Source organism: Allocatelliglobosispora scoriae, assembly GCF_014204945.1.
GTDB classification, from domain to species: Bacteria; Actinomycetota; Actinomycetes; order Mycobacteriales; family Micromonosporaceae; genus Allocatelliglobosispora; species Allocatelliglobosispora scoriae.
Genome location: NZ_JACHMN010000002.1, coordinates 2360252 through 2383311 on the forward strand (window position 1 = coordinate 2360252; position 23060 = coordinate 2383311).

At 69.9% G+C, this 23060-nt stretch carries 21 protein-coding genes; 3 read left to right on the forward strand and 18 right to left on the reverse strand.

The window, feature by feature from the left end; all coding sequences use genetic code 11:
- Positions 1-176: 176 nt before the first annotated feature.
- From F4553_RS16215 to F4553_RS16280, 14 genes are all read right to left on the reverse strand, one after another.
- Positions 177-584 carry a PaaI family thioesterase gene (locus tag F4553_RS16215; protein WP_184836899.1) on the reverse strand — a complete coding sequence of 136 codons (408 nt, stop codon included), beginning with the start codon at positions 582-584 and terminating at the stop codon, positions 177-179.
- Between the two features lie 191 nt (positions 585-775).
- The gene (locus F4553_RS16220; RefSeq protein WP_446680428.1) at positions 776-1597 is read right to left on the reverse strand and encodes a phosphate ABC transporter ATP-binding protein; all 822 of its coding nucleotides are present in this window, start codon (positions 1595-1597) and stop codon (positions 776-778) included.
- A gap of 18 nt (positions 1598-1615) precedes the next feature.
- Positions 1616-2470, reverse strand: coding sequence for a sortase domain-containing protein (locus F4553_RS16225; protein WP_221469914.1), 855 nt, complete (start codon positions 2468-2470; stop codon positions 1616-1618).
- Positions 2463-3149 carry an LPXTG cell wall anchor domain-containing protein gene (locus F4553_RS16230; RefSeq protein WP_184836901.1) on the reverse strand — a complete coding sequence of 229 codons (687 nt, stop codon included), beginning with the start codon at positions 3147-3149 and terminating at the stop codon, positions 2463-2465. The genes F4553_RS16225 and F4553_RS16230 overlap by 8 nt, the downstream gene beginning before the upstream one ends.
- Positions 3146-4192 carry a WxL protein peptidoglycan domain-containing protein gene (locus tag F4553_RS16235; protein WP_184836903.1) on the reverse strand — a complete coding sequence of 349 codons (1047 nt, stop codon included), beginning with the start codon at positions 4190-4192 and terminating at the stop codon, positions 3146-3148. Before F4553_RS16235 ends, F4553_RS16230 begins: the two co-directional genes overlap by 4 nt.
- A gap of 80 nt (positions 4193-4272) precedes the next feature.
- Positions 4273-5817, reverse strand: a complete 1545-nt coding sequence (locus F4553_RS16240) for an Ig-like domain-containing protein (protein WP_184836905.1) — start codon at positions 5815-5817, stop codon at positions 4273-4275.
- Between the two features lie 9 nt (positions 5818-5826).
- On the reverse strand, positions 5827-6861 hold the full coding sequence (locus F4553_RS16245; protein WP_312875232.1) for a substrate-binding domain-containing protein: 1035 nt from the start codon (positions 6859-6861) through the stop codon (positions 5827-5829).
- Between the two features lie 97 nt (positions 6862-6958).
- Complete coding sequence (locus F4553_RS16250) at positions 6959-9277, reverse strand: hypothetical protein (RefSeq protein WP_184836906.1); 2319 nt, start codon at positions 9275-9277, stop codon at positions 6959-6961.
- A gap of 31 nt (positions 9278-9308) precedes the next feature.
- Positions 9309-10889: a phosphate ABC transporter substrate-binding protein PstS gene (gene pstS / locus F4553_RS16255; protein WP_184836908.1), complete on the reverse strand. Its 1581-nt coding sequence runs from the start codon at positions 10887-10889 to the stop codon at positions 9309-9311.
- The gene (gene pstA / locus F4553_RS16260) at positions 10889-12115 is read right to left on the reverse strand and encodes a phosphate ABC transporter permease PstA (RefSeq protein ID WP_184836910.1); all 1227 of its coding nucleotides are present in this window, start codon (positions 12113-12115) and stop codon (positions 10889-10891) included. The genes pstS and pstA overlap by 1 nt, the downstream gene beginning before the upstream one ends.
- Complete coding sequence (gene pstC, locus F4553_RS16265; protein ID WP_184836912.1) at positions 12115-13152, reverse strand: phosphate ABC transporter permease subunit PstC; 1038 nt, start codon at positions 13150-13152, stop codon at positions 12115-12117. Before pstC ends, pstA begins: the two co-directional genes overlap by 1 nt.
- The gene (locus F4553_RS16270) at positions 13149-13427 is read right to left on the reverse strand and encodes a hypothetical protein (protein WP_184836914.1); all 279 of its coding nucleotides are present in this window, start codon (positions 13425-13427) and stop codon (positions 13149-13151) included. The genes pstC and F4553_RS16270 overlap by 4 nt, the downstream gene beginning before the upstream one ends.
- Positions 13428-13819: 392 nt before the next feature.
- Positions 13820-14101 carry a MoaD/ThiS family protein gene (locus F4553_RS16275; protein ID WP_184836916.1) on the reverse strand — a complete coding sequence of 94 codons (282 nt, stop codon included), beginning with the start codon at positions 14099-14101 and terminating at the stop codon, positions 13820-13822.
- Complete coding sequence (locus F4553_RS16280) at positions 14098-15162, reverse strand: WD40/YVTN/BNR-like repeat-containing protein (protein WP_184836918.1); 1065 nt, start codon at positions 15160-15162, stop codon at positions 14098-14100. The genes F4553_RS16275 and F4553_RS16280 overlap by 4 nt, the downstream gene beginning before the upstream one ends.
- 90 nt (positions 15163-15252) lie before the next feature.
- On the opposite strand from F4553_RS16280, the gene F4553_RS16285 reads away from it, so the two are divergent.
- Positions 15253-15666 carry a PH domain-containing protein gene (locus F4553_RS16285; RefSeq protein WP_221469915.1) on the forward strand — a complete coding sequence of 138 codons (414 nt, stop codon included), beginning with the start codon at positions 15253-15255 and terminating at the stop codon, positions 15664-15666.
- Positions 15667-15764: 98 nt separating this feature from the next.
- Here F4553_RS16285 and F4553_RS16290 read toward each other — a convergent pair whose 3' ends face one another.
- On the reverse strand, positions 15765-16688 hold the full coding sequence (locus tag F4553_RS16290; protein ID WP_184836922.1) for a 2-hydroxyacid dehydrogenase: 924 nt from the start codon (positions 16686-16688) through the stop codon (positions 15765-15767).
- 5 nt (positions 16689-16693) lie between these two features.
- Between F4553_RS16290 and F4553_RS16295 the strand changes: the two genes are divergently transcribed.
- The gene (locus F4553_RS16295; protein ID WP_184836924.1) at positions 16694-17836 is read left to right on the forward strand and encodes a PQQ-dependent sugar dehydrogenase; all 1143 of its coding nucleotides are present in this window, start codon (positions 16694-16696) and stop codon (positions 17834-17836) included.
- Between the two features lie 48 nt (positions 17837-17884).
- The gene (locus F4553_RS16300; protein ID WP_184836926.1) at positions 17885-19369 is read left to right on the forward strand and encodes a metallophosphoesterase family protein; all 1485 of its coding nucleotides are present in this window, start codon (positions 17885-17887) and stop codon (positions 19367-19369) included.
- A 97-nt stretch (positions 19370-19466) separates the two neighbouring features.
- Here F4553_RS16300 and F4553_RS16305 read toward each other — a convergent pair whose 3' ends face one another.
- From F4553_RS16305 to era, 3 genes are all read right to left on the reverse strand, one after another.
- Positions 19467-20549 carry a hypothetical protein gene (locus F4553_RS16305; RefSeq protein ID WP_184836927.1) on the reverse strand — a complete coding sequence of 361 codons (1083 nt, stop codon included), beginning with the start codon at positions 20547-20549 and terminating at the stop codon, positions 19467-19469.
- Between the two features lie 92 nt (positions 20550-20641).
- The gene (gatB, locus tag F4553_RS16310; protein WP_184836929.1) at positions 20642-22135 is read right to left on the reverse strand and encodes an Asp-tRNA(Asn)/Glu-tRNA(Gln) amidotransferase subunit GatB; all 1494 of its coding nucleotides are present in this window, start codon (positions 22133-22135) and stop codon (positions 20642-20644) included.
- A 36-nt stretch (positions 22136-22171) separates the two neighbouring features.
- Positions 22172-23059, reverse strand: coding sequence for a GTPase Era (gene era / locus F4553_RS16315; RefSeq protein ID WP_184836931.1), 888 nt, complete (start codon positions 23057-23059; stop codon positions 22172-22174).
- Between the last annotated feature and the right edge of the window lies 1 nt (position 23060).

Below are 23060 nucleotides of genomic sequence, written 5' to 3' on the forward strand. Positions count from 1 at the left end.
TGAGCACCAACTGTTGAAGAGTTGCGGCGATCTCGGTCTCACGGCCCAGCCACCTGTCACGTTTTGCAGCAAAGCGTGGCCTCCGACGCGAGGATGGCCACGCTTTGCTGCAAAACGTGACCGGGCCGGAAGCACGGCGCGGCGGGGCGGATGGGGCCGGCGCGAGCAGGCCGGGGCTAGCCGAGCAGGGCGTAGACGGTGGTGGCATGGGCGGCGAGGCGGCCGTCGGCATGCATCGTGATGTCGGCGAAGGCGAGCGTGCGGCCGACCTTGCTGACCGTGGCGGTGATCAGCACGTCGGACTCCATCACCGGACGCTGGAAGGTCGTCGCGAGCTGGACCGTGGTCATGTCCACATAGGAACCACGGACGGCGCAGATCGCGAGCACCGTCGCGGTGTCGGCGGCGGCCATCAGGGCCTGGCCGCTGATCGCGCCGCCGTGCCGGGTCAGCCGGTCCGACCAGGGCAACCGCAGCACCGCCGAGGGCGCCTCGATCTCCTCGACGACCAGGCCCAGCTCCTGCACCCACGGCGCGAAGTTGGTGGTCAGCAGCTTCTTACCGTCAGCGGCAGAGAACGTCACGCCCCGTAGCGTAACGCCCGCCCCCGCTATTGGCTGGAAGTTGGACCTCCATAGGGGACTCCCCTCCCCGATATCGCGCAAGATCGTGTTGTTTCACGGAAACAGGCCCCTCGGAGTGCGCCGGTAGGGCTTGTTTCCGGGAAACAGCTCGATCTTGAGCGATTACCACCGAGCCCGCGACCCGCAGCAGCTCAGCCGAAGCGGCCGTTGACGTAGTCGGCGGTGCGGGAGTCGCGGGGGGCGTCGAAGATCTCCGTCGTCGGGCCGTGCTCGACGATGAAGCCGGGCGTACCCTGCTCGGCCAGGAAGAACGCGCAGCGGTCCGAGACGCGGGCGGCCTGCTGCATGTTGTGGGTCACGATCACGATGGTGACCTCGGCCTTCAGCTCCGCCATCGTCTCCTCGATGCGCCGGGTGGAGGTCGGGTCGAGCGCCGAGCAGGGCTCGTCCATCAGCAGCACCCGGGGCCGGACCGCCAGCGACCTGGCGATGCAGAGCCGCTGCTGCTGGCCGCCGGAGAGCGCGCCACCGGGCTTGCGCAGCCGGTCCTTGACCTCCTTCCAGAGGCCCGCCTTGGTGAGGCACTCCTCCACGAGGCCGTCCTTCTGGTCGCGGCCCGCGCGCAGGCCGGTGAGCTTGAGACCGGCCACGACGTTGTCGTAGATCGACATCGCCGGGAACGGGTTGGGCTTCTGGAAGACCATCCCGATCTGCCGCCGCGCGTCGGTGAGGCGGCGGCGGGCGGCGTAGATGTCCTCGCCGTCGAGGAGCACCTCGCCCGCGAGGCTCGCCGATCCGACCAGCTCGTGCATCCGGTTGAGGATGCGCAGGAAGGTCGACTTGCCGCAGCCCGACGGTCCGATCAGGGCGGTGACCCGCCCGGCCGGCATCTGCAGCCAGACCCGGTCGAGCACCTTGTGCTCGCCGAACCACGCGGAGACGGCTCGGGCTTCGAGCCCGCCGGGCAGGGTCGATCCCTCGGTGAACGCCACCGGCAGCGCGTCGATCGTCACGGTCTCATCCCTTCGACATCACATCAGGTTGGGGAGCAGGTAGGCGGCCCGGTCGGCGACGGCGATGCCCAGGCCGATCAGGATCGGCGCGCCCGCCAGCCAGGCCTGCCGGCGGCCCCAGCGCATCCGGGCCCACATCATCGCCCCGGCGATGAGCAGCAGCGCCTGTCCGAAAAGGACGATGCCGATCCACTCGTCGGGGTCGCCCGCGAGCGCCTTCTCCGAGCCGGCCAGCATCGCCGGGGTGACCGCGCGGCGCGGCGTCGGCTGGACCCTGCTGATCAGCTCGGCGTCGACCCGGACCAAGCCGGACGGGAAGAAGGCGGGTCCGTCGGCGGTGAGCAGGGTCAGCCGCCCCTGACCGGCGGTGAGTGCCGGTGGCGCCGGATCACCGGCGAAGCGGACGCCGAGGACCCGGTAGTCGTGCGCCGTCGGCCCCTGCCCCGTGTAGACCTGGAAGACATCGCCCCGGATCAGTCCGGTGAGGTCCGCGAAGGGACCGCCGAAGGCGGCGCGGCGGCCCATGATGACGCTCGTACCCGACTGGCCGGGCAGGACCGTGTCACGCCGGTGGCCGGGGCCGGAGGCGAGCACCCCGGCCGTCGTGCCCTCGAAGACCACCTCGCGCAGGCCGAGCTGCGGAATCTGCAGCACCGCGACCGGGCGGCCGAGCGCGAGCAGCCGGCCGCCCTCGTCGACCGGGCCAACGGGGGCGGTGGCGTTGGCGAACTCCTTGCGCACGTCGGCGTAGGCGACCTTCTGATCGCGGGCGTGCTGCAACCGGCCCATCAGGACGAGGTTGGCGAGAAAGCCCAGCAGCAGCGCGGCGACGATCGTCAGCGCGAGCCCGGGCAGGTAGCTCCACCTAGTCAAAGGTCAGCCCGCCCGGCTTGCGGCGGTAGAGCACTACCCCGCCGAGCAGCGCCACCAGCGCGGTCACGCCGATGACGATGATCCATACGTTCGCCGTGCTGATCGCCGCACCGGCCGCCTGCTTCGGGTCGCCCGAGGCCGCGGGCGCCACCGGCACCTCGGGCAGGGCCGCGGCGCCGTCGTCGGTCGCGGTCGGGTCCGGCGTCGGCGGCAGCGAGGGCCGCACACCCAGGAAGGTGTACGCCGTGGGCGACCCGAACCGCACCCTCCCGCTGAAGTCGCCGAGGCTCGTGCCCGGCAGCAGCCGTTGCACACAGCTGACCCGGAGTTCGTACTCCCCCGTCAGGCGTACGGGTGGGTTCTGGCGGCCCGCGAAGGACTGGAAGGTGTCGAGCAGCGGCACGATGAGCCCGCCGGACGAGGTCTTCGAATACTGCGTGATCGGGCTGTTGATCTGCACGGTCTGCCCTGCCGCCGGGAAGCCCTTCCCGAACATCCGGGTGATGATGTTGGTGCCGCCGGGGCAGGGTCCCGAGGTCACCACGTTGTTGCGGCTGGTGTCGACGCCGTCGAAGGGGTCGACGTAGAGGGAGCCGACCGTCGCGGCGGAGGCGGGGCTCGGCAGGGTGATCACGAGTACCGCGGCGGCGAACAGCACCCGCAGAATCGTCCTGGTCATGCGGTGCGCTCCTTCAGCTTCGTGACACGGCGGTTGCCCCGGCGCACGACGATGGTGACGCCGAGCGCGATGAGCAGCGCGAGGATCAGTGCGAGCAGGGTCCACGGGATCGCCCAGAAGGTCGCCTTGGCGCTCACCGGGAAGAGCTTGGGGTCCTTGTCGCCGGGCATCGCCACCGGATCGACGGTGATCGTCGCGCTCGTCCGCAGGGCCGGGAGGATGCCCTTGACCGGCACGACCACGTCGTAGGAGTTGCCCGGCAGCAGCTCGGGCAGCGGCTTGTCGCCGGGGCGCAGCGAGGTGCCGAAGAGGTTGCCGAGGCGGACGGCCTGCTTGCCCGCGAGGCGGACGTTGCCGACGTTGCGGACCGTATACCGGATCGTCAGGCCGCCCCGGCCGAACGGGTTGAGCGTGCCGAGGTAGTCCATCGAGACGTTCTCCAGCTTGAGCTCCGGCTTCAGCTCGCCCGCGACCCGCAGGTAGACGCGGATGCCGGTGCGCTGGTCGACCGTGATCACGTTGCCGGAGGCGTCCTTGACCTGGGTGGAGACCGAGGCGACGATGCCGCCGACGTGGTCGCCGGGCGTGACGATCGTCGGCACCGCGAGCGAGAAGGGCACGATCGCCGTGCCGCGCGCGGGAACCGTGATCTCGTTGCGGGCCAGCTTGATCCAGGAACCGGCGTCCTTCGGCGTCTCCGAGCGCGCCAGCAGGTCGAAACCGCCGGTCGCGGTGTTGAAGGCGTCCGAGGCGTAGAGCTTGAACGCGACCGGCTTCTCGCTGTAGTTGAGCACCGCGACGAAATCGGCGACACCGGCACCGGGCGTCGCGCTGTAAGCCAGGTAGGGGCGCTGATCCGGCTTCTTCGCCGTCGCGGCCTGCACACCGAAGGTCAGCTTGTCGTCGGCGAGGGCGGACCCCGCGAGCGTGCCGGCGGCGTACCCCCCGATGGTTGTGGCGGGCGCGCCCAGCGCGGGCGCTGCGGGAGTCAACGCGGTGAGCAGGCAGAGGGCCGCGGCCGCGCGGAGGATCGTGCGTGTCATGGGACTGCCGTTTCCGAGTCGTGGGATGAGAGGAGGTGGTGGAGCGGCCTGGCCTGCCGCCCCACCACCGGTGTGCTCGGCTAGATGACGGTGAGCGTCAGCGTCGCCGTGTAGGTGCCGGGCAGCGTCGAGGTCGGGGCGTTGAGCGCCAGCGACGCACCGAGGTGCGCCGTGCCCAGGCCGAGGCCGACGGCGAGGGTCCGAGAGACCTTGAGGCCCTCGGTGGAGGCGGCGCCGGGGGCGACACCGTGAGCGGCGGCGACCGTGGCACCGGGCGTCACCGTCTGAGCTGTGGCCTTGTCGATCAGGGTCGGACCCCAGCCCAGGTTGGCTCCGTTGATCGTGTTGGAGCCGCTGGAGAGGAAGTCCGTGACCTGGCCCGAGACGTTCCAGCCGAAGTTGCCCGCGCGGGTGTCCGTGATGGTTACCGGCTTGAGCTGGCCCGAGGTCACGAGCAGGTCACCCGCGGTGTTGAGCGTCGGCGACGCGAGCACCACGGAGCTGTCGGCCACGCTGATCACCAGGGCACCGGCTTCGACCGTCGTGGTGATGGTCTCCGAGGCCGTGGCCCCGGTGAAGGCGGTGATGGTGTAGTCGATCGCGGCCGACGTCGACGCCGTGAACGACGCCGGGTTGGCCGGGGTGAATGCCGCCACCAGCGAGTGCGAACCCAGCGCCAGCGTGCTGACGGTGAGGGTCGCGGTGCCGCCGGAGACGGCGACGGTGCCGAGCGCGGTCGCGCCGTCCAGGAACTGCACGGAGCCGGCCGCGGTCGGGGAGACCGTCACGGTGAGGGCCACGTTGCCGTACTGCTGGGAGGAGCTGGCCGGGCTGACCGCCAGAGCGGTCGTGGTCGGGGTGGCCGGACCGTTGACGACGAAGGTCTTGGGAGCCGAGGTCGAAGCCTCGAAGTTCCCGGTTCCCGTGAAGACCGCCGTCAGCGAGTGGCTGCCCGCCGTGAGCGCCGAGGTGGAGATCGACGCGGTGCCACCCGAAACCGGGCTGGTGCCCAGCGAGGCGGCGCCGTCGAAGAACTGCACCGAACCCGTCGCGGCGGCCGGAGCGACCGTCGCGGTGAGGGTCACGGACGTGCCGACGCTGACCGGACCGGCGGGCGTGGTGGCCAGCGTGGTCGTGGTCGGCGTGGTGGTCGGGTCGGTCGACTGGTAAGCGGTGTTGGAGGTGAACCACACCGAACCGACGAAGTCGCCCAGGCTCGTGCCCGGGGCCAGCGGCGCGATGCAGCTGATCACGATGTCGTACTTGCCGGCGAAGACGACCGGGGGGCTCTGCAGGTTGCCAAAGGCCCGGAACGTGTCAGCCAGCGGTACGACCAGCCCACCGGCGGCGTTCACCGAGTAGCTGGAGATCGGGGAGTTGTTGCGGACGGTCTGGGCGGTGGTGAACCCAGCGCCGGTGATCCGTCCGATGATGTTGGTCCCGGCCGGGCATGCGGCCGAGGTGTTCACCGTCGCCGGCGTGTTGTCGGTGCCCGTCGCCGGAGTCACCGTCAGGGTGCCGACCACGGCCGCACTCGCCGGAGCGGCGCTGAGGAGCAGGGAGCCGGTCATGGCCATCCCTGCTACGACAGCGACCCCGAGGGAACGCTTGAACGTCGAGAACATGAGCGCTCCTTAGGAGTGTGCGGACGTGTCGCCGCAGTTGGGGTTCGGCGCGAAGCCGTACTGCTGGATGATCGCGGACTGCTGGCAGATGAGAGATCCAGAGCCCACGAAGACCGTCGAGTAGGGCGCGTTGCCGATCTGCGACGTCGGGATGACGTTGTAGACGTTGCGGGTGAGCGGCACCGAGGTGTTCATGGTCAGCGGCGTGATGCCGTTGATGACACCGAGGACCGCGCGACCGCGGATGTCGGTCAGGGTTCCGGACGCCTGCGCGACGTACTGCGCGATGGAGAACGGGACGAGCGACGAACCGGTGAGAACCCGGCCGTCGTGCTCCTGGATCGGCTGGCCGCTCAGCGTCCCGTTCACGATGCACGGGTAGACGCCGCTGTTGACCTGGGCATCGGTGATGCCGATGATCCCCAGCCAGAACGACCGGGTGCCCGAACCAGCCTGGGGCAGAACCGGGGTGATGCCGCCGATCTCGCACTTGTAGATCGACTTCAGCTCGTCGAGCGTCAGGTTGCGCGGGATGGCGCTGTCGCCGGTGATGGCGAAGGTGACAGCGTCGACCGCGAACGGAACGTAGGTGATGCTCGGCGTGCTGGCGGTGAGGGTCAGGCTGGACGACCGTGCGTACTGCAGGCAGCCGTTGCCCGCCCCACCGTTGGCCTGCAGGGACGTGAGCAGGGCGGTCCGCCCGGCACCCGACCCGTTGGGGCGGTTGATGGTGCAGCCCGGCGTGGTGGCCGGGTCCTTCGTGGTGACCTGCGCGGAACCGTTGGCGTCGTAAGACCCGAGGACCTTGGTGCCACCGATGGTGACGTTGTTGGCGATCGCGTTCATGACGCCTTCGGTGGTGTCGGATCCGACACCCGCGAGCTGGCGGTACTGTGGCGCACCCGACGGGTCCGCCGAAGCGGGAGCTGCCGCGAGGATCGCGACGAGGCTCACGCCGAGCGCCATGATGACGCGCGCCCGCTTGGTAGCCCGTAGGTCTCGACGGAGGGCTTCAGGCCAGCGTTCGGTGGTGTGGACGTTCACGGTGTTGTACCCTCCACGTTGGTTGGGTGACATACATCCGGGACGGTCATCCCGGATCTGACCACCGAAGACGTGCCAGTCGACGGTGGGCCTTGCTTCACTGCTCTCCCCTCCCCGATTGCCGGAGGAGAATCGGCCCGGCACATGCCGCCAGGCCCCCGAGGACGAGCAACCACAGGACGATGCTTCTGATCGAGCCGACAGGCTCGTCGGGCGTCGTCTGTGCGACCACCACGGACTCGGTGCTCAGGTTCGGGCTCGGCAGCGCGAAGGGCGGGGAGAACCCCGGCGTCGCGGACTGGTTGCCCGATGTGTTGCCGTTGTTGCCGTTGCCGCCGTTCGGTCCCGGACTCGCCGACGGTCCCCCGGCCAGCGCCGACGCCACCGCCCTCGTCCTGGCCCGCAACGCCTCCGGCAGCGGCGCGTAACCGAGCGGAAGCTGCCCGATCGAGAAGCCCGGCGTCTGCCCGGCCCCCGCCGCGAAGCGCAGGAAGGTCGCGTAGTCGCGCTTCTGCTTCGCGGTCAGCGCCGCGGGCGCGGTCGCCGCATAGGTCACGGTTGTCAGGGGGTACGCCGCCGCGACGCGCCTGGGCGGATCGGGCTCCAGCACCCCGCCGACGGGGTTCGTCCGCATCGCCTCGACCCCGGCCAGGAGTGCCGCCGTCGTCGGTCCGACGAACTGGCCGGCCGCGTTGCGCAGCTTCGCCGTCGGCATGCCGTAGCGGGTCGCCGTCGCGGCGTCCATCAGCGCCATGAGCTGCCGGGAGCCGCTGGGCTGCGTCGGGTTCTTACGCCACACCGGCGGGAACGCCTCGGTGTCGGACTGCGCGTGGCCCAGCGGTTCACCACGGCTCGCCGCCCTGGCCGCATCGTGCATGTCGTCGGCGTAGGGGTAGGCGTCGAGTGTGCACAGTGGAGAGAGCCGCTCGTCGAGGATCACGCAGGCCAGGTCGGCCTTGGGGTAGTCGTCGACCGGCGGCGTGGGGATGACGAAGTTGGAGTTGATCCGCATCCCCCACTCGTCCGGGTGCCCGGTGAGGAAGGCGCTCGCCTCCTCGTCGGCCATGAGCCAGGCCCAGAGCTGCCCGTTGGCGTCGGAGAGCCCGATCGGCAGCACGATGTCGGCGATACCCGGCAGGGACAGGTTGGCGAAGGTCGGGTTGAGCGCCTTGAAGTCGGGGTCCCGCGTCATGTCCGACGGGTTGTTCGCCACCTGGGTCGCGCGCGGGTCGACCACGGCCTGCCGGTAGGACTGGGTGATCAGCTTCGCCACCAGGCGCGGCGTCAGGTTCAGCTCGTTGATCCGCTGGCCGTTGCGCGCCTTCACCTCCGGCGGCGCGTCGCCCCGGGACTGGCTGTCGATGTTGAAAGCGATCGTCAACCCGGTGAGCGCGATCGGCGCGTAGACGGGCGGCCGGGCGCTCGGCACGTCGGCGGTCGGCAGCGGACGGGTGAGGAAGACGAGCCCGGGGTCGGCGGTGACGAGCCGGGCCCGGGCGATGTCGTCCGAGGTCTGCGAGTAACCGAAGATCGCGCCACCGGCCTGCTGGCACAGGGAGGGCTGCCAGCGGCTGACCGCCTCGGCCGCGATCTCCTGCCCCATCACCGGGCGCTCGGCGGCGCCGAGCGGGCAGACCAGACCCAGCGGCAGGAAGGTGAGCGGCACGACGATCCGGTTGTTCCAGTTGGTCTGTGACAGCGGCGACGACTCCTGCCGGCTCGTGTTGGAGCCGGAACGCGCCGAGCCGTCGACCTCCGTGCGACCGCGCGGCACGATGACGAGCCAGCACGGGCGGCCGACCGTCTTGCCGCCGCGCACCACCGCCTCGCCGCAGCCCAGGCCCGGTGCCTCGCGGCCGGTCTGCATCTCGAAGAACTCCTGGCCGGTGCCGTCGGCCCGGGTCAGTCCGAAGGGCGCCTCGTTGGTCGTGTTGCCGTCGAAGAGGTCGTTGGACTGCCGGTCACCGGCGACGACCTTGCCCGTCACGGACCGGAACGGCACATACTCGGCGGTGATCGTCTCGGCCGGGTCGACGAGGCCGCGGCCATAGCGGACCTGCCGCGACGCCACCCAGGGACCGCCCCGGCCGTCGCCGGCGAGCCCGCCGAACTGGCACTGCTCCCGCGTCGGCCCGCTCGGGGCGTCGCCCCAGCACTGCATGATCTGGATGAAGTCGACGCCGAAGAGGCCGCTGCCGGGTGCGGTGGTCGCCGCGCCGCTCCACGAGACGGCGACCACCTGGTTCGTGAGGTTCTTCGTCTGGGCCACGGTGATCGAGAGGTCCGCGGCGGCACCTCGGCCGCGCACGACCAGCGGGGACGGGCCGCCATCGGCGGGCACCGGATCCGTCGGAGGCGGGATCGCGCCGACGGCGGCGGCTGTGGGCAGGGCCAGCACGAGCATGGATACCGCCACGGCAAGCAGGCTGTTACGACGCTTCGACATGTCAGAACCGCCGATCCGTGTTGTTGCGGTTGGCGAGGGCGCGGCCGATCAGCGGCGGGCCGAGGATGATCCCGAGCAGCAGGAAGACCGCGACGAGCATCAGCGTGTTCGTCTCGTCCCAGCCCGTCTCGGCGGGCAGCGCGACGGGTACGCCGAGGACCTCACCGTCGCCGCCGCCGTTGTCACCGCCGACGGGCAGACCCGTGTCGGGGTCGATCTGCGGTGCGCCGGTCGTCGTTCCGGGGACCGGCGAGGCGGTGCCGGTCGGTGCCGTGGAGGCGGTCGGGTTCGCCGTACCAGTGGGGACGGGCTGCTGGGGGACGGTGCCACCCGTACCCGTCGCGCATTGGCTTGATCCGACCTTGTCGCACGCGGCCGGTTGCGGCGTGTCCCGCGCGAGCACGTTGGTGCCGTCGGAGGAGAAGGTCGGGTTGTTGCACTTGGAGATGTCGATGGTCTTGGTGCTCGTGCCGGGGATGCGCGCGACCTGGGTGAGACCCGCCTGGACCAGGTTCTTCGGCAGCGGCGAGTAGCCGATGACCGAGACGTTGCGCTGCCCCTCGCAGAGGAAGTAGTAGGCGAAGTCGCGCAGCGTCTGACCCTTCGCCGTGTTGAAGGAGCCCTCGACCGCCCTCGGTACGATCATGTAGCTGTAGCTGGACAGCGGGTAGGCGCGGGCGTCGTTGCTGCGGTAGACGCCCTCCAGCCGCTGCGTCAGGTCGGTCGAGTCGATCGTCGCCCCGAGCAGCCCGACGGCGACGTTGCGGGCCGTCGGCTCGATGAAGTAGTCGCTCTTGTTGCGCAGCTTGACGACCGGGAAGCGGCTCTCCACGGCGTAGGAGTACTCGACATAGGTGATCGCGCCCTCGCTCTGCGCCTGCTTCACATAGGACGCGACACCGATCGAGCCGGAGGACGCGACGAAGGCGCCCTGCGGGGTCGGCAGCGGGTAGTAGGAGGTCAGCCCGCACGGCACCGACCGGCCCACCTGGCCGCAGTAGTCGTTCCAGAGGGAGCCGTATTCGCTGCTCATCCACTTGGTGAACTGCGCGGTCGTGCCCGAGCCGTCGGAGCGGACCACCGGCACGATCTTCTTGGCGGGCAGCGTCAGGTTGGGGTTGTCGGCCGCGATCGCCGGGTCGTCCCACTTCGTGATCTTGCCAGTGAAGATCTTCACGACGACGTCGCCGGACAGGCGCAGGTTCGTCACCCGCTTCGTGCCGATCTTCAGGTTGTACATGAACGCGGTGCCGCCGGCGACGATCGGCATGTACGCGTACTGGCGGGCCGGCGGCGGGTCCTGCACGTTGCGGTCGGCGAGGCCGTAGGGGATCTCCGAGACCGCGAAGTCGACGGTGCCGTTGCGGAACTGGGAGCGCCCGTCCGAGGAGCCGGTCGGCGCGTAGCTGATCGTCATGCCGTACTGGCGGACGTTGGTGCGCCACTGGTCCAGCGCGTTGAAGCTCCACGTCGAGCCGGCACCGCTGATCGCCACGTAGGCCGCCGCGTGCGCGGGGACCGGCAGCCCGGCGACGAGGAAGAGCACGGCCACCAGCGCGGCGACCCTTCTCAGGATGAACATCAGACGTGCTCCTTGATCTCGGCTGCCGGCTCGGCCCGTGCGGCGTCGCTGTCGGTGTGAGCGGCCGGCGCGGCTCCGGTGCGGTCGGCGCGGTCGGCGCGGTCGGCGAAACGCTCGGCGTCGCGCAGGGATCGCAGCACCCGGCGGTGCTCCTGGCGGCGGGTGAGCTGACCCGGTGCCCGGCCGCCGAGCATGCGGGCGACGACGAAGAGCACCAGCACCACGACCATCAGCAGCGCCGCGGCACCGAAGGCCCGCGCGTGCATCACTTCCTGCGGAAACTTGATGTAGTTGAACGTCGCCAGCGGCAGCGAGGTCATCGGCTGGTCCAGCGGGTTGAGGTTGAGGCTGGACGCGAAGCCCGCCGTCAGCAGCACCGGTGAGGTCTCGCCCACCCCGCGTGCCGTACCGAGGATGATCGCGGTCGTGAGCCCCGAGCGCGCCGTCGGCAGCGTCACGTGCCACACCGTGCGCCACTGCCCCGACCCCAGCGCGTAAGACGCCTCCTTCAACGTCCCCGGCACCAGCCGCAGCACCACGTCCGAGGCGCGGATGATGATCGGCAGCATCATCAGGCCGATCGCGAGCGCCGCGGCGAGACCAGATTTCGGGATGCCGAGGCCGATGATGAGGGTGGCGTAGATGAACAGGCCCGCCACGATCGACGGCAGTGCGGTCATCGCCTCGACGATGGTGCGGACGAACCGGCTGAACCGGCCCGGGATCTCGTTGAGGAAGACCGCGCAGAGCAGGCCCAGCGGCACGGTGATCGCGAGCGCGATGCCGGCCTGGATCAGCGTGCCCGCCACCGCGTGCAGCATGCCGCCCTCGTCGAGGCCCTGCTCGGAGGAGGCCCGGCTCATGTCCTCGGTGAAGAAGTTGAGGTGCGCCAGGGCGTGCCAGCCGTTGATGAAGGTGTATACGACCACGAAGCCCAGCGCCAGCAGCACCGTCGCGGCGAGCCCGTGCACCGCCACCGAGGCGATCCGGTCCCGGACGGCCGGGCCGCGCTCGTCGAAGAAGACGAGCGTGGCGTAGAAGCCGAGGAAGATCACCCAGGCGATCACGACGAACCCGACCACCCCGGTGAAGGGCGCGAACTCGGTGTAGATCAGCCAGCTCAGGCTCAGCGCACCCGTGATCGCGCCGAGCAGCGCCCAGATGTCGGACGAGCGCAGGGTGGTGGTGTTGCGGCGTACCTCGGGGACGGCGTGCTGCTGCGACATCACTCGCTCACCGCCCCGGAGCGGCTGCGGGCCACGATCGTCGAGGCGAGGAAGTTGACGACGAGCGTCATCAGGAACAGCGCCAGACCGGCCGCCATCAGCGCCGAGATCCCCATCTCGGTGGAGTCGCCGTAGCGCAGGGCGATCAGCGCGGAGACCGAGTTGGCGCCCTTCTCCAGGATGTGCGGCTGGATCGAGAAGACCGGCGAGATGATCAGGACGACCGCGATCGTCTCGCCCAGCGCCCGGCCGAGGCCGAGCATCGTGCCACCGATCATGGCGCCCCGACCGAAGGGCAGCACCACCGTGCGGATCATGCCCCAGCGGGTCGCACCCAGCGCGAACGCGCCCTCGCGCTCGCCGAGCGGTGCCTGGGTGAACGCCTCCCGCATCACCGAGCAGGCGATCGGCGTCACCATCATCGCCACCACGATCCCGGCGATGAAGGTCGACGAGGTGAAGACCGTGTCGGTCTCCAGCGGATTGCCGAACTCGTAGTTGTCGACGTGCAGGAACGGGATCCAGCCCAGGTAGGTCGCGATCCAGCGGGAGAGGTCGAGGACCTTCCACTGTAGAAAGATCATCCCCCAGATGCCGTAGACGACGCTCGGCACCGCCGCCATCAGGTCGACCATGCTGATCAGCCAGCCCTTGACCCGGCGGGGGGCGTACTCGGAGATGTAGAGGGCCGTGCCCACCGAGAGCGGCAGCGCGAACGCGATCGCGACCGCCGCGATCATCACGGAGCCCGCGAGGACCGCCGCGATGCCGAAGCCGCCGCCGTCCGGCTCCCACGACTGCGTGGTGATGAACGACCAGCCCTGCTTGCCCAGCGCCTGCCAGGCGCGGTAGAGCAGGAAGGCGCCGACGAGCAGCATCAGCACCAGCACCGTCGTGCCACCGGCCCGGGCGAGACCGCGGAAGCCGCGATCGCCGGGATTGAGCCCGGCACTGGGGCGCCACGGCGCATCGGACGGCTCCGGGCGGTCGATCACGGCTGCGGCGTGCCGTCCGACCTTGGGCTCGGGATCGGTCATCGGAGTGCCCGCCGGGTCAGAACGGAGGTCATCGCGGAGTGCGACCGGGCCGAGCGGGTCTCCATCGTGATCGCCTGGTCGCCGACCTGCGCGGTCGGCACGGCCATCAGGAAGGTCTTCAGGCTCGACTGGCACTCCCGCTCGCGCTGGTAGTGCCGCCCCCGGATCGCGAGGGTCACCGAATCCAGGCTGACCCGCCAGGTCCACTGGCCGCGCTCCGGGTCGACACCCGCCTCCGGCCTTATCCGTTCGAAACCGCTTCGCAACAGCTCCACGGCGGCCCGACAGGCCACAAATGTGGGGTACGCACCAGCGCCCCGCCCGATCTCACGATTGTTGGACCAGATGAGCCGCCAAATAAACTGTTCGGCGGATCGCGCATAGACCTTTTCGTCGAGCGAATCATCTGATACAAATGCATCACTAGCGGATCGGGCCATGAAGAGAAACCGCGGCGTCGACACTCGTCCCTCCCTGGATGCAGCGAGTGGTTCGCCGTAACCAGGCAGTAATTTCCAGGGCCCACGCAAAGCAGCGGACATGCGCACGCTAAGGCGAGACTGCGCCGAAGTGAATAATTCGAAGCCTATAAATAGTGCGTGGCAGTCCCGGATGTATCAGATCCCGTTAACACCGGCGTAATCGTCAAACTAGACGTACCGGTTGCTTATGCTCCGCCCGCAACGGACGGCAGCACCTGAATCTCCGCATCAGCCCCGACGGCTGTCGTGAGCCCGCCCGTGTAACGGCACTCCTCACCGTCCACATAGATGTTGACGAAGCGACGGAGCTCCCCGCGCTCGTCACGCAATCGACGGCCGAGCTTCGGCCACTGCTCATCCACGGCGTCGAGCACCTCGGCGAGCGTGCCCGATGCGTCGAGGCTCAGCGTCGCGGCGTCACCGGCCTCCGCCCGCAGCGCACCCGGCACCAGCAGGGTGACCGTCACAGCCGGACCGCCTTGACGTTGAAGACGGTCGGCAGGTGCGCCGCGACGAGGTGCCAGCTGTCGCCACCGTCGCCGCTGGCGAAGACCTCGCCCGCCTTGGAGCCGACGAAGAGCCCGTCACCCCCGTCGTGGCAGAGCGCATCGCGCAGCACCACCGGGTAGTAGGGGTCGGCCGGCAGACCGCCGGTCAACGCCGCCCAGGAGGCACCGGCGTCCTCGGAGCGGAAGACCCGGAACCGCCGGTCGACCGGCACCCGCCGGCTCTCCGACTGCAACGGGAAGCTGTAGATCACGCCGGGCCTCGTCGGGTGCGCCACGATGGCGAAGCCGAAGTCGCTGGGCAAGCCCGCGGCGATCGAGGTCCAGGTGACGCCCCCGTCGTCGGAGCGGTAGACGCCGTTGTGGTTCTGCAGGTAGAGCCGCTCCGGATCGCCGCAGTCGCGGGCGACCTTGTGCACGCACTGGCCGAACTCGGGGAACCGGTCCGGGGAGAAGGTCACCTGCACGCCGGTGTTGGTCGGGCGCCAGGAGCCGCCGCCGTCGTCGGTCTGATAGACGCCGCCCGTGGACATCGCCACCAGCACCCGCTGCGGATCGACCGGGTGCGGCAGGATCGTGTGGATCGCCTGGCCGCCGAAACCCTCGCCCCACTGGGTCCGGTGCGGGTGCTCCCACAGCGGCTTGACCAGCTCGAACGACTCGCCGCCATCGGCCGAGCGGAAGAGCGCGGAGGGCTGGGTGCCCGCATAGACCGTCGTGCCCGCCGAGGCGAACTGCCACACCTGGCGCAGGGCGGTGTCGGCGTCGGCCGGGAAGCGAATCGGCGCGTGCTCCGGCTCGTGCCAGCTCGCACCCAGGTCGTCGCTGCTCGCGACGCTCGGGCCGAAGTGGGAGCTGGTGATGTCGGCGAGCAGGCGGAGGCCCTGCGGCTGCTGGTGCACGCCGATCCCGTAGACCGTGCACTCCGGGAAGTGCGGGGCGCTCACGTGCCACGTCGCGTAGTCGTCGGAACGCGCCAGGAAGAGCCCTTTAGCGGTGCCGATCATCAGCAGAACGGACATGTCCACCTCCATCGCCTCTCAGTGGGGAGTATGCCGCTCCCCCCTGACAATGCAACCGCAAACGGCGGCCTGGCGGCGGGTTATGGGAGGATGGGCGGCGTGCAGAGCTCCGCGGTCATCCACTTCCGCCACAACACCGCCATGGCGATCGCCGGCCTGATCGTCGCGCTCGCCGCGATCTACCCGGCCGCCGATCTGGGCTGGGCGGGCTTGCCGCTCATTCTCGTGCCGCTCGCGTTCGCCGTCTGGGCCTGGCGTTCCGGCACCGACGCCGACGCCGACGGGCTGCGGGTGCGCGCGCTCCTCGGCAGCCGCGCCATCACGTGGTCCCAGGTCGCCGCCCTCGTCCCCGACGAGCGGGGCCGGGTGCTCGCGGCGCTCACCAACGGCAGCGCCGTGCCGCTCACCGCCGTCGTCGTGACCGACCTGCCGCGCCTCGTCGCCGCGAGCGGTCAGCCGCTGGCCGACACCGACACCGACACCGACGCGGTCCCCGCCCGCTAGCCCTCTTAGGGGCAACTCTTGAAGAGTTGCGACGATCTTGGGTTCATGATCCGGCCATCTCTGCTGAAGACGGCCGGATCATGGCGTTATCAAGCGGCTCAGTAGTCGCCGACGACCTGATTGATCAGCGGCTCGCCCGCGATGTGGCGGCGGAGTTGGACGCCGGCCAGGCGATAGGCCCGGCCGAAGAGGCCGTGGACCGAGCCGGCCGTGTGCGGGGTGATCAGCGTGTTCGGGGTGGTCCAGAGGGGGTGGCCCGGCGGGAGCGGCTCGGGGTCGGTCACATCCATCGCCGCGCGCAGGCGACCGCTCGACAGCTCCGCCACCAGGGCATCCGTCTGGACGACCGGTCCGCGGGCGGCGTTGACGAGCAGTGCTCCGTCGGGCATCGCGGCGAGGAACTTCTCGTCGACGAGGCCGCGCGTCTCCGAGGTGAGCGGGACGATGAGGATGACGATGTCGGCCGACGGGAGCAGATGGGGCAGGTCGTCGACGCCGTGTACGCCAGGGCGGGCCGACCGGGCCACCTCGGTGATCGTCACCTCGAAGGGCGCCAGCCGGGCTGCCGTGGCCCGACCGATCGAGCCCGCGCCGACGATGAGGACCCGCTTGCCTGCGAGCTCGTCCGTCGGGAGCAGCTCGGCACTGGCCCAGCGACCCTCGCCCTGTGCCCGGGCGGCGTCGTCGAAACGGCGCAGCGACGACAGGACCGCGGTGAGGATCCACTCGGAGGTCGGCGAGTCGTGCACGCCCCGGGCGTCGTGCAGGGTCACCCCGGCCGGAATCCGTCCCAGCCACGCGTCGGCACCGGCCGACAGCAGCTGGATGACCCGCAGATCCGGCATACCGGCGGCGAGGCCGACGACATCGCCCGAACCCAGGAACGGCGGGACCCAGAAGGTCACCCCGGCGGGGTCCGACGGTGGTGGGGCGGCCGGGTCGGCGTACACCTCGATATCGATCTCGGCCGGCAGCGGGCCGATATGCGCGAGTCCCTGCTCATGGGCTATCCAGACCTTCACGATCAATGACGATATCCCGTCGCGGGCGCGAAGGCGCTAGCGTGTGTCGGGTGCGACGCAGCCTCCCCCTCATCCTGACCGCGCTGATGGCCACCACGGCGGCCTGTTCGGCGACCGACACGCCGGCCCCGGCAGTCACCTCCGCGCCCGCGCCGACCACTCCGGCGGCAATCCCCTCCGCCAGTGGCGCGCGCGGGATCACGACCGTCGCGGAAGGGCTCGCGGTGCCGTGGGCCATCGGCTTCCTGCCCGATGGTTCGGCGCTCGTCACCGAGCGGGACAGCAAGCGGCTGCTGCAGATCGCGCCGGGCGGGAAGCCCACCGAGGTCGCGGTGATCGACGAGGCGGACGCCAACGGCGAGGGCGGCCTGATGGGCGTCGCGGTGTCGCCGAAGTACGCCGAGGACAAGTCGATCTTCCTTTACTACACGACCGGCACGGACAACCGCGTCTCCCGGCTGCGCCTCGGTGAGCGGCCGCAGCCGATCGTCACCGGCATCCCGATCTCGGGCATCCACAACGGCGGACGGCTCGCCTTCGGACCGGACGGCTACCTCTACGCCACCACCGGCGACGCCTCGCAGCGCGGCAACTCCCAGAACCTGAAGAGCCTCGGCGGCAAGATCCTGCGGATGACGCCGGACGGCAAGCCCGCGCCCGGCAACCCCTTCCCCGACTCGCTGGTCTGGTCCTACGGCCACCGCAACGTGCAGGGCATCGCCTGGAGCCCCGAGGGGCAGCTCTTCGCCACCGAGTTCGGCCAGAACACCTGGGACGAGGTCAACCGGATCGAGCCCGGCAAGAACTACGGCTGGCCGGTCGTCGAGGGCATCAGCAAGGACAGCCGCTACGTCAACCCGATCGCGCAGTGGACCACCGCCGAGGCCTCCTGCTCCGGCGCCGCGATGGTCGGGCACACCTTCGTCGCCGCCTGCCTGCGCGGCTCCCGGCTGTGGCTGCTGGACATCTCCACCACCGGCGAGCTCGTCGGCAAGCCGCGCGCCATCCTCACCGGCACCTACGGACGGATCCGTTCCGCCGCCACGGCTCCCGACGGATCGCTCTGGATCGGCACCTCGAACCAGGACGGCCGCGGCAAGCCCGCCGCCACCGACGACCGGATCCTGCGTCTCAACAACTACCTGTGACCGCGATTTGAGTGGTAGGACGCCGTGACAGCAGGACATGATGGGCCTATGCGAGTCCGTTGGCTGAGCTCTGCGGTCTGGACCGGCCACCCGAGGATCGGCCGCGCGCTGGCGCTGCTCGCCGTGACCATCGCGGGCGTCGTCATCGGCGTGCTGCTCGGCGGCCACACCTCGTCCGACGTGGGGCCGTTCCGCGCGACGATGACGATCACACCGACCCTCACCGGGGACACGGAGGTCGACATCCCGCCGCTCGGCGCGCTACTGCTCGACAGCCACGACGGTCCGGCGCACCTCACCGTGCGGCTCGACGCCCTCGACCGGGCCCGGACCCAGGCACTCATCACCGACCCGGCGGGCATCAGCCGGGCCAGCCAGAACGCCGTCACCGACGTCAGTTCGGGGCTGGTCCGGCTCGTCCTGAAGACGACCGGCATGGCGGTCGTCTGCACGATGATCCTGGCCGCTCTGATCTTCCGGCGGATCCGGCAGGTGGCGATCACGGGCCTCCTCGCGGTCGCGGTCGTCGGGGCCACCGTCGGCTCGGCAGCGCTCACGCTGCATCGCGACGCGCTCTCCCAACCCCGCTATGACGGCCTGCTCGCCTACGCACCGACCGTCGTGGGCGACGCCAAGAAGATCGCGGACAACTACGGCGCGTACGCCGATCAGCTCCAGAAGATGGTCGGCAACGTCTCCAAGCTCTACGCCAGCGTCTCCCGCCTGCCCGTCTTCGAGCCCGCGCCAGGCACCACCCGGGTGCTCCACATCTCCGACATGCACCTCAACCCGACCGCGTGGGAGGTCGTCCGCACCGTCGTCGAACAGTTCCAGATCGACGTCGTCGTCGACACCGGCGACATCACCGACTGGGGCAGCCAACCCGAGCGCAACTACGTCGCCTCGATCGCCCTGCTCGGCGTGCCCTACGTCTTCGTCCGCGGCAACCACGACTCGGAGGCGACCGCGCTCGCCGTGGCGGGCCAGCCCAACGCGATCGTCCTGGAGAACGGCATCGTCACCGTCGGCGGCATCACCTTCGCCGGCATCGGTGATCCGCGCTTCACCCCGGACAAGCAGTCCAACGCGAGCGACTCGATCGACTCCGAGGAGACGATCGACGAGGTCACCGGCGTGGGCAAGCAGCTGGCCGAGACGATCGACAAGCAGCTGACGAAGATCAATGTGGCGCTGGTGCACGACCCGCTCTCGGCCGAACCGCTGATCGGTCACTGCCCGCTGATCCTCGCCGGGCACCGGCACGAGCGTTCGGTGACGACGAAGACGAATGCCGACGGCAAGACCTCGATGGTGATGGTCCAGGGCTCGACGGGCGGTGCCGGGCTACGCGGTCTGGAATCCGCCGAGCCGCTGCCGCTGGCGATGTCGGTGCTCTACTTCGACGACCAGCACACCCTCCAGGCATACGACGACATCCGCGTCGGCGGCACCGGCCTGGCCCAGGTGAGCCTGGAACGAAAGCTCGTCCTCCCCCCGGTCCTAGCCACTCCCACTCCCACCGCCACCCGCTAAATTCGCGTTGATCAAGGGAAGACTCGCCGCATATCGGACACCCCCGATGGTGAGTCTTCCCTTGATCAACGCGAATTTTCAGCGGCGGTGGGTCAGGTCAGTGGTCTCGGCGGGCTCTCGATAGGGAGATGAGGAAGGCGCCTGCGGCCAGCAGCAGTCCGGCCAGCAGCAGCCAGCGGGCGATCGGGCCGCCGGTGACGGGCAGCGGCGGCGCGGGCGGCGGCATCGTCGGCGGCGCTGGCGCCACGGAGGGCGGCGGACCGGTCGGGCTGGGCGTCGCGGATGCGCTGGACGAGGGAGCGAGCGAGCCGTTCATCGATCGTGACGGGCTGGGTGATGCGCTCGCGGAGACCGATGCGCTCGGGGAAGGGGGCGCGGTGGCCGAGCTGCTCGGCGACGCCGAGGGACTCACGGAAGAGCTCGGTGACGCCGAAACAGACGGCGAAACTGACGGCGAGACAGACGCCGAAACAGACGGCGAGACGGACGGCGAGACAGACGGCGACGGGCTCGCCGAAGCGGAGGGCGACGCTGACGGGCTCACCAGCGGCGGTCCGCAGGTCACCGACGTGATGATCACCTCACCCACCCCGGGCGGGTCAGCGGTGAAGGTGAAGTGGACCGCGTTCACCGTCATCCCGCCCCCGGCCAGCGGAGTCTGCTCGTTGAGGATCAGCGTCCCGATCGGACTGCCGCCGAGCATCAGGTTGATCGTCGTGTTCGGCGCGGGATTCGCCGGAATGGGCACGCCGACACCGCCGATCGTCACATCGAGCGACGCGATGGCGACCTGCGGCGTGACCTGGCCGGCCGCGTAGGAGCAGACCGCCTGCGTCGAGCCGTTGGTGATGAGGACCGGCCCGGGGAAGGACGCGTTCACGTTGGCCGCGTTGGCCTGGGCCAGCGACGACTGGCTGATCGGGTCGCTCTGGGTGATCGACTGCATCGCACCGGTCGATCCGCCCGCGAAGATCAGCGACTGGGTCGACTCGTTGCCGGCGGCACCGCTGGCATAAGGCACCGGGCCGACGGCGGCCCCGCCGACCGTGATGAGCAGTCCGTAGGCTTCCGGTACTGCGGGCGCGGCCCAGGCGGGCCCGGTGAGCGTCATGGCGGTCATGCCGAGGGCGACGGCGGAAACGAGCGCGGCCCCTGCGGCCACAGCGATCTTGCGCAGCATGCACGCACGTTATTGCACCGACATACCAGACAAACAAGACACGCCCGGCGTACCTCGCTCAAGACGAGGACACCGGGCGCGCTGTGAGCGGGTTACTGCAGGCGAGAGATGATCAGCTCGCGCACGGCTGCGGCATCCGCCTGGCCGCGCGTGGCCTTCATGACAGCCCCGATGAGTACGCCGGCCGCCTCCACCTTGCCGTCGCGGATCTTGTCGGCGATCGCCGGGTTGGCGGCGATGGCGTCGTCGACGGCCTTGGTCAGCGCGCCGGTGTCGGAGACGACCTCGATGCCCCGAGCCGCCATGACCTGGATCGGACCGCCCTCACCCGCGATGACGCCCTCCAGCACCTGGCGGGCGAGCTTGTCGGTGAGCTTGCCGTCGTCGACCAGCTTCTGCAGCTCGGCGACGTGTGCCGGGGTCACGCCGACCTCGGCGAGCTCGCCGCCGGTCTCGTTGGTACGCCGGGACAGCTCACCGAGCCACCACTTGCGGGCGGCGTCGGGGGTGGTGCCCGCGGCGATGGTCGCCTCGATCAGCTCGACGGCACCGGCGTTGACGACGGACTGCATCTCCAGGTCGCTGATGTCCCAGGCGGCGCGCAGGCGCTCGCGGTGCACCCGGGGCGGCTCGGGGAGGGCCGCCTTGAGCTGCGCGACCCACTCGGCGTCGGGCGCGAGCGGCACCAGGTCGGGCTCGGGGAAGTAGCGGTAGTCCGTCGCCTCCTCCTTGGACCGTCCCGACGTGGTGTCGCCGGTGTCCTCGTGGAAGTGGCGCGTCTCCTGCGTGATCCGGCCGCCCGAGGAGAGGACGGAGGCCTGGCGGATCACCTCGGACCGCACGGCGCGCTCGACGCTGCGCAGGCTGTTGACGTTCTTCGTCTCGGTGCGGGTGCCCCACTCGGCGCCGGGCCGGTTGAGCGAGGTGTTGACGTCGCAGCGCATCGAGCCCTGCTCCATCCGCACGTCGGAGACGCCGAGGGTGCGGATCACGTCGCGCAGCTCCGCGACGTATGCCTTCGCCACCGCCGGTGCCAGCGCACCGGTGCCGACGACCGGGCGGGTCACGATCTCGACCAGAGGGATGCCGGCCCGGTTGTAGTCAACGAGGGACTGCGTCGCGCCGTGGATGCGACCGGTCGCGCCGCCGAGGTGCAGCGTCTTGCCGGTGTCCTCCTCCAGGTGCACCCGCTCGATCTCGACGCGCACCGTCTTGCCGTCGACCTCGACATCGAGGTAGCCGTCGACACAGAGGGGCTCGTCATACTGCGAGGTCTGGAAGTTCTTCGGCATGTCCGGGTAGAAGTAGTTCTTCCGGGCGAAGCGGCACCAGCTCGCGATGGAGCAGTTGAGCGCGAGGCCGATCCGGATCGTCGCCTCGATCGCCGCCTTGTTGGCGACCGGCAGCGCACCCGGCAGGCCCAGGCAGACCGGGCAGACCTGGGTGTTGGGCTCGGCGCCGAACTCGGTGGGGCAACCGCAGAACATCTTGGTATTGGTGCCCAGCTCGACGTGCGTCTCCAGGCCGATCACCGGCTCGAACACGGCGATGGCGTCCTCGTATGCGGGCAGCACGGCGGTGCTCATCGGGCACTCCTTCGTCAGAACAGACTTCAAATTGTGTCAAAAGCCGAGACGGCGCAGGAGCTTGGGGTCGCGCTGCCACTCCTTGGCGACGCGGACGTGGAGATCCAGGTAGACCTTGGTGCCGACGAGCTGCTCGATGTCGACCCGCGCCTTGGAGCCGACATCGCGCAGCCGCGACGCACCCGCCCCGATGACGATCGCCTTCTGGCTCGTGCGCTCCACGTAGATGTCGGCGAAGATCTTGGTCAGGTTGCCCTCGGGAATGATCTCCTCGACGAGCACCGCGATCGAGTGCGGCAGCTCGTCGCGGACGCCCTCGAGCGCCGCCTCCCGGATCATCTCCGCGATCAGCACGTGCTCGGGCTCGTCGGTGAGCATGTCGTCCGGGTAGAGCTGCGGCGAGCGCGGCAGATATTTCAGCATCACATCGACGAGCATGTCGAGCTGGTCGCCCGCGACGGCGCTCACCGGCACGATGTCGGCGAAGTCGCCGAGCCGGCTCACCGCGAGCAGCTGCTCCGCGAGGGCCTGCTTGCCGACGAGGTCGGTCTTGGTCACGACCGCGATCACCTTCGCCTTGAGCTCGGAGATCTCGGCGGTGATGAACTTGTCACCCTTGCCGACCGGCTCGTCGGCCGGGATGCAGAGGCCGATGACGTCGACCTCGCTCCAGGTCGAGCGGACGAGGTCGTTGAGGCGCTCGCCGAGCAGCGTCTTGGGCCGGTGCATTCCCGGCGTGTCGACGAGCACGAGCTGGGAGTCGGGCTTGTGCAGCACACCTCGGATGACGTGCCGGGTGGTCTGCGGTTTGCTCGACGTGATCGCGATCTTCTGTCCGATGATCGCGTTGGTCAGGGTGGACTTGCCGGCATTGGGTCGCCCGACGAAGCAGGCGAATCCGGCACGGTACGGCAGATCAGGCACG

Coding starts and splice junctions, on each gene's coding strand:
- F4553_RS16230 (WP_184836901.1), bottom strand. CDS start 3,149: ATGACCAGGACGATTCTGCGGGTGCTGTTCGCCGCCGCGGTACTCGTG.
- pstS (WP_184836908.1), bottom strand. CDS start 10,889: ATGTTCATCCTGAGAAGGGTCGCCGCGCTGGTGGCCGTGCTCTTCCTC.
- F4553_RS16285 (WP_221469915.1), top strand. CDS start 15,253: ATGGGCGGCGTGCAGAGCTCCGCGGTCATCCACTTCCGCCACAACACC.
- F4553_RS16280 (WP_184836918.1), bottom strand. CDS start 15,162: ATGTCCGTTCTGCTGATGATCGGCACCGCTAAAGGGCTCTTCCTGGCG.
- F4553_RS16300 (WP_184836926.1), top strand. CDS start 17,885: ATGCGAGTCCGTTGGCTGAGCTCTGCGGTCTGGACCGGCCACCCGAGG.
- pstC (WP_184836912.1), bottom strand. CDS start 13,152: ATGACCGATCCCGAGCCCAAGGTCGGACGGCACGCCGCAGCCGTGATC.
- gatB (WP_184836929.1), bottom strand. CDS start 22,135: ATGAGCACCGCCGTGCTGCCCGCATACGAGGACGCCATCGCCGTGTTC.
- F4553_RS16295 (WP_184836924.1), top strand. CDS start 16,694: ATGACGATATCCCGTCGCGGGCGCGAAGGCGCTAGCGTGTGTCGGGTG.
- F4553_RS16235 (WP_184836903.1), bottom strand. CDS start 4,192: ATGACACGCACGATCCTCCGCGCGGCCGCGGCCCTCTGCCTGCTCACC.
- pstA (WP_184836910.1), bottom strand. CDS start 12,115: ATGTCGCAGCAGCACGCCGTCCCCGAGGTACGCCGCAACACCACCACC.
- F4553_RS16305 (WP_184836927.1), bottom strand. CDS start 20,549: ATGCTGCGCAAGATCGCTGTGGCCGCAGGGGCCGCGCTCGTTTCCGCC.
- F4553_RS16240 (WP_184836905.1), bottom strand. CDS start 5,817: ATGTTCTCGACGTTCAAGCGTTCCCTCGGGGTCGCTGTCGTAGCAGGG.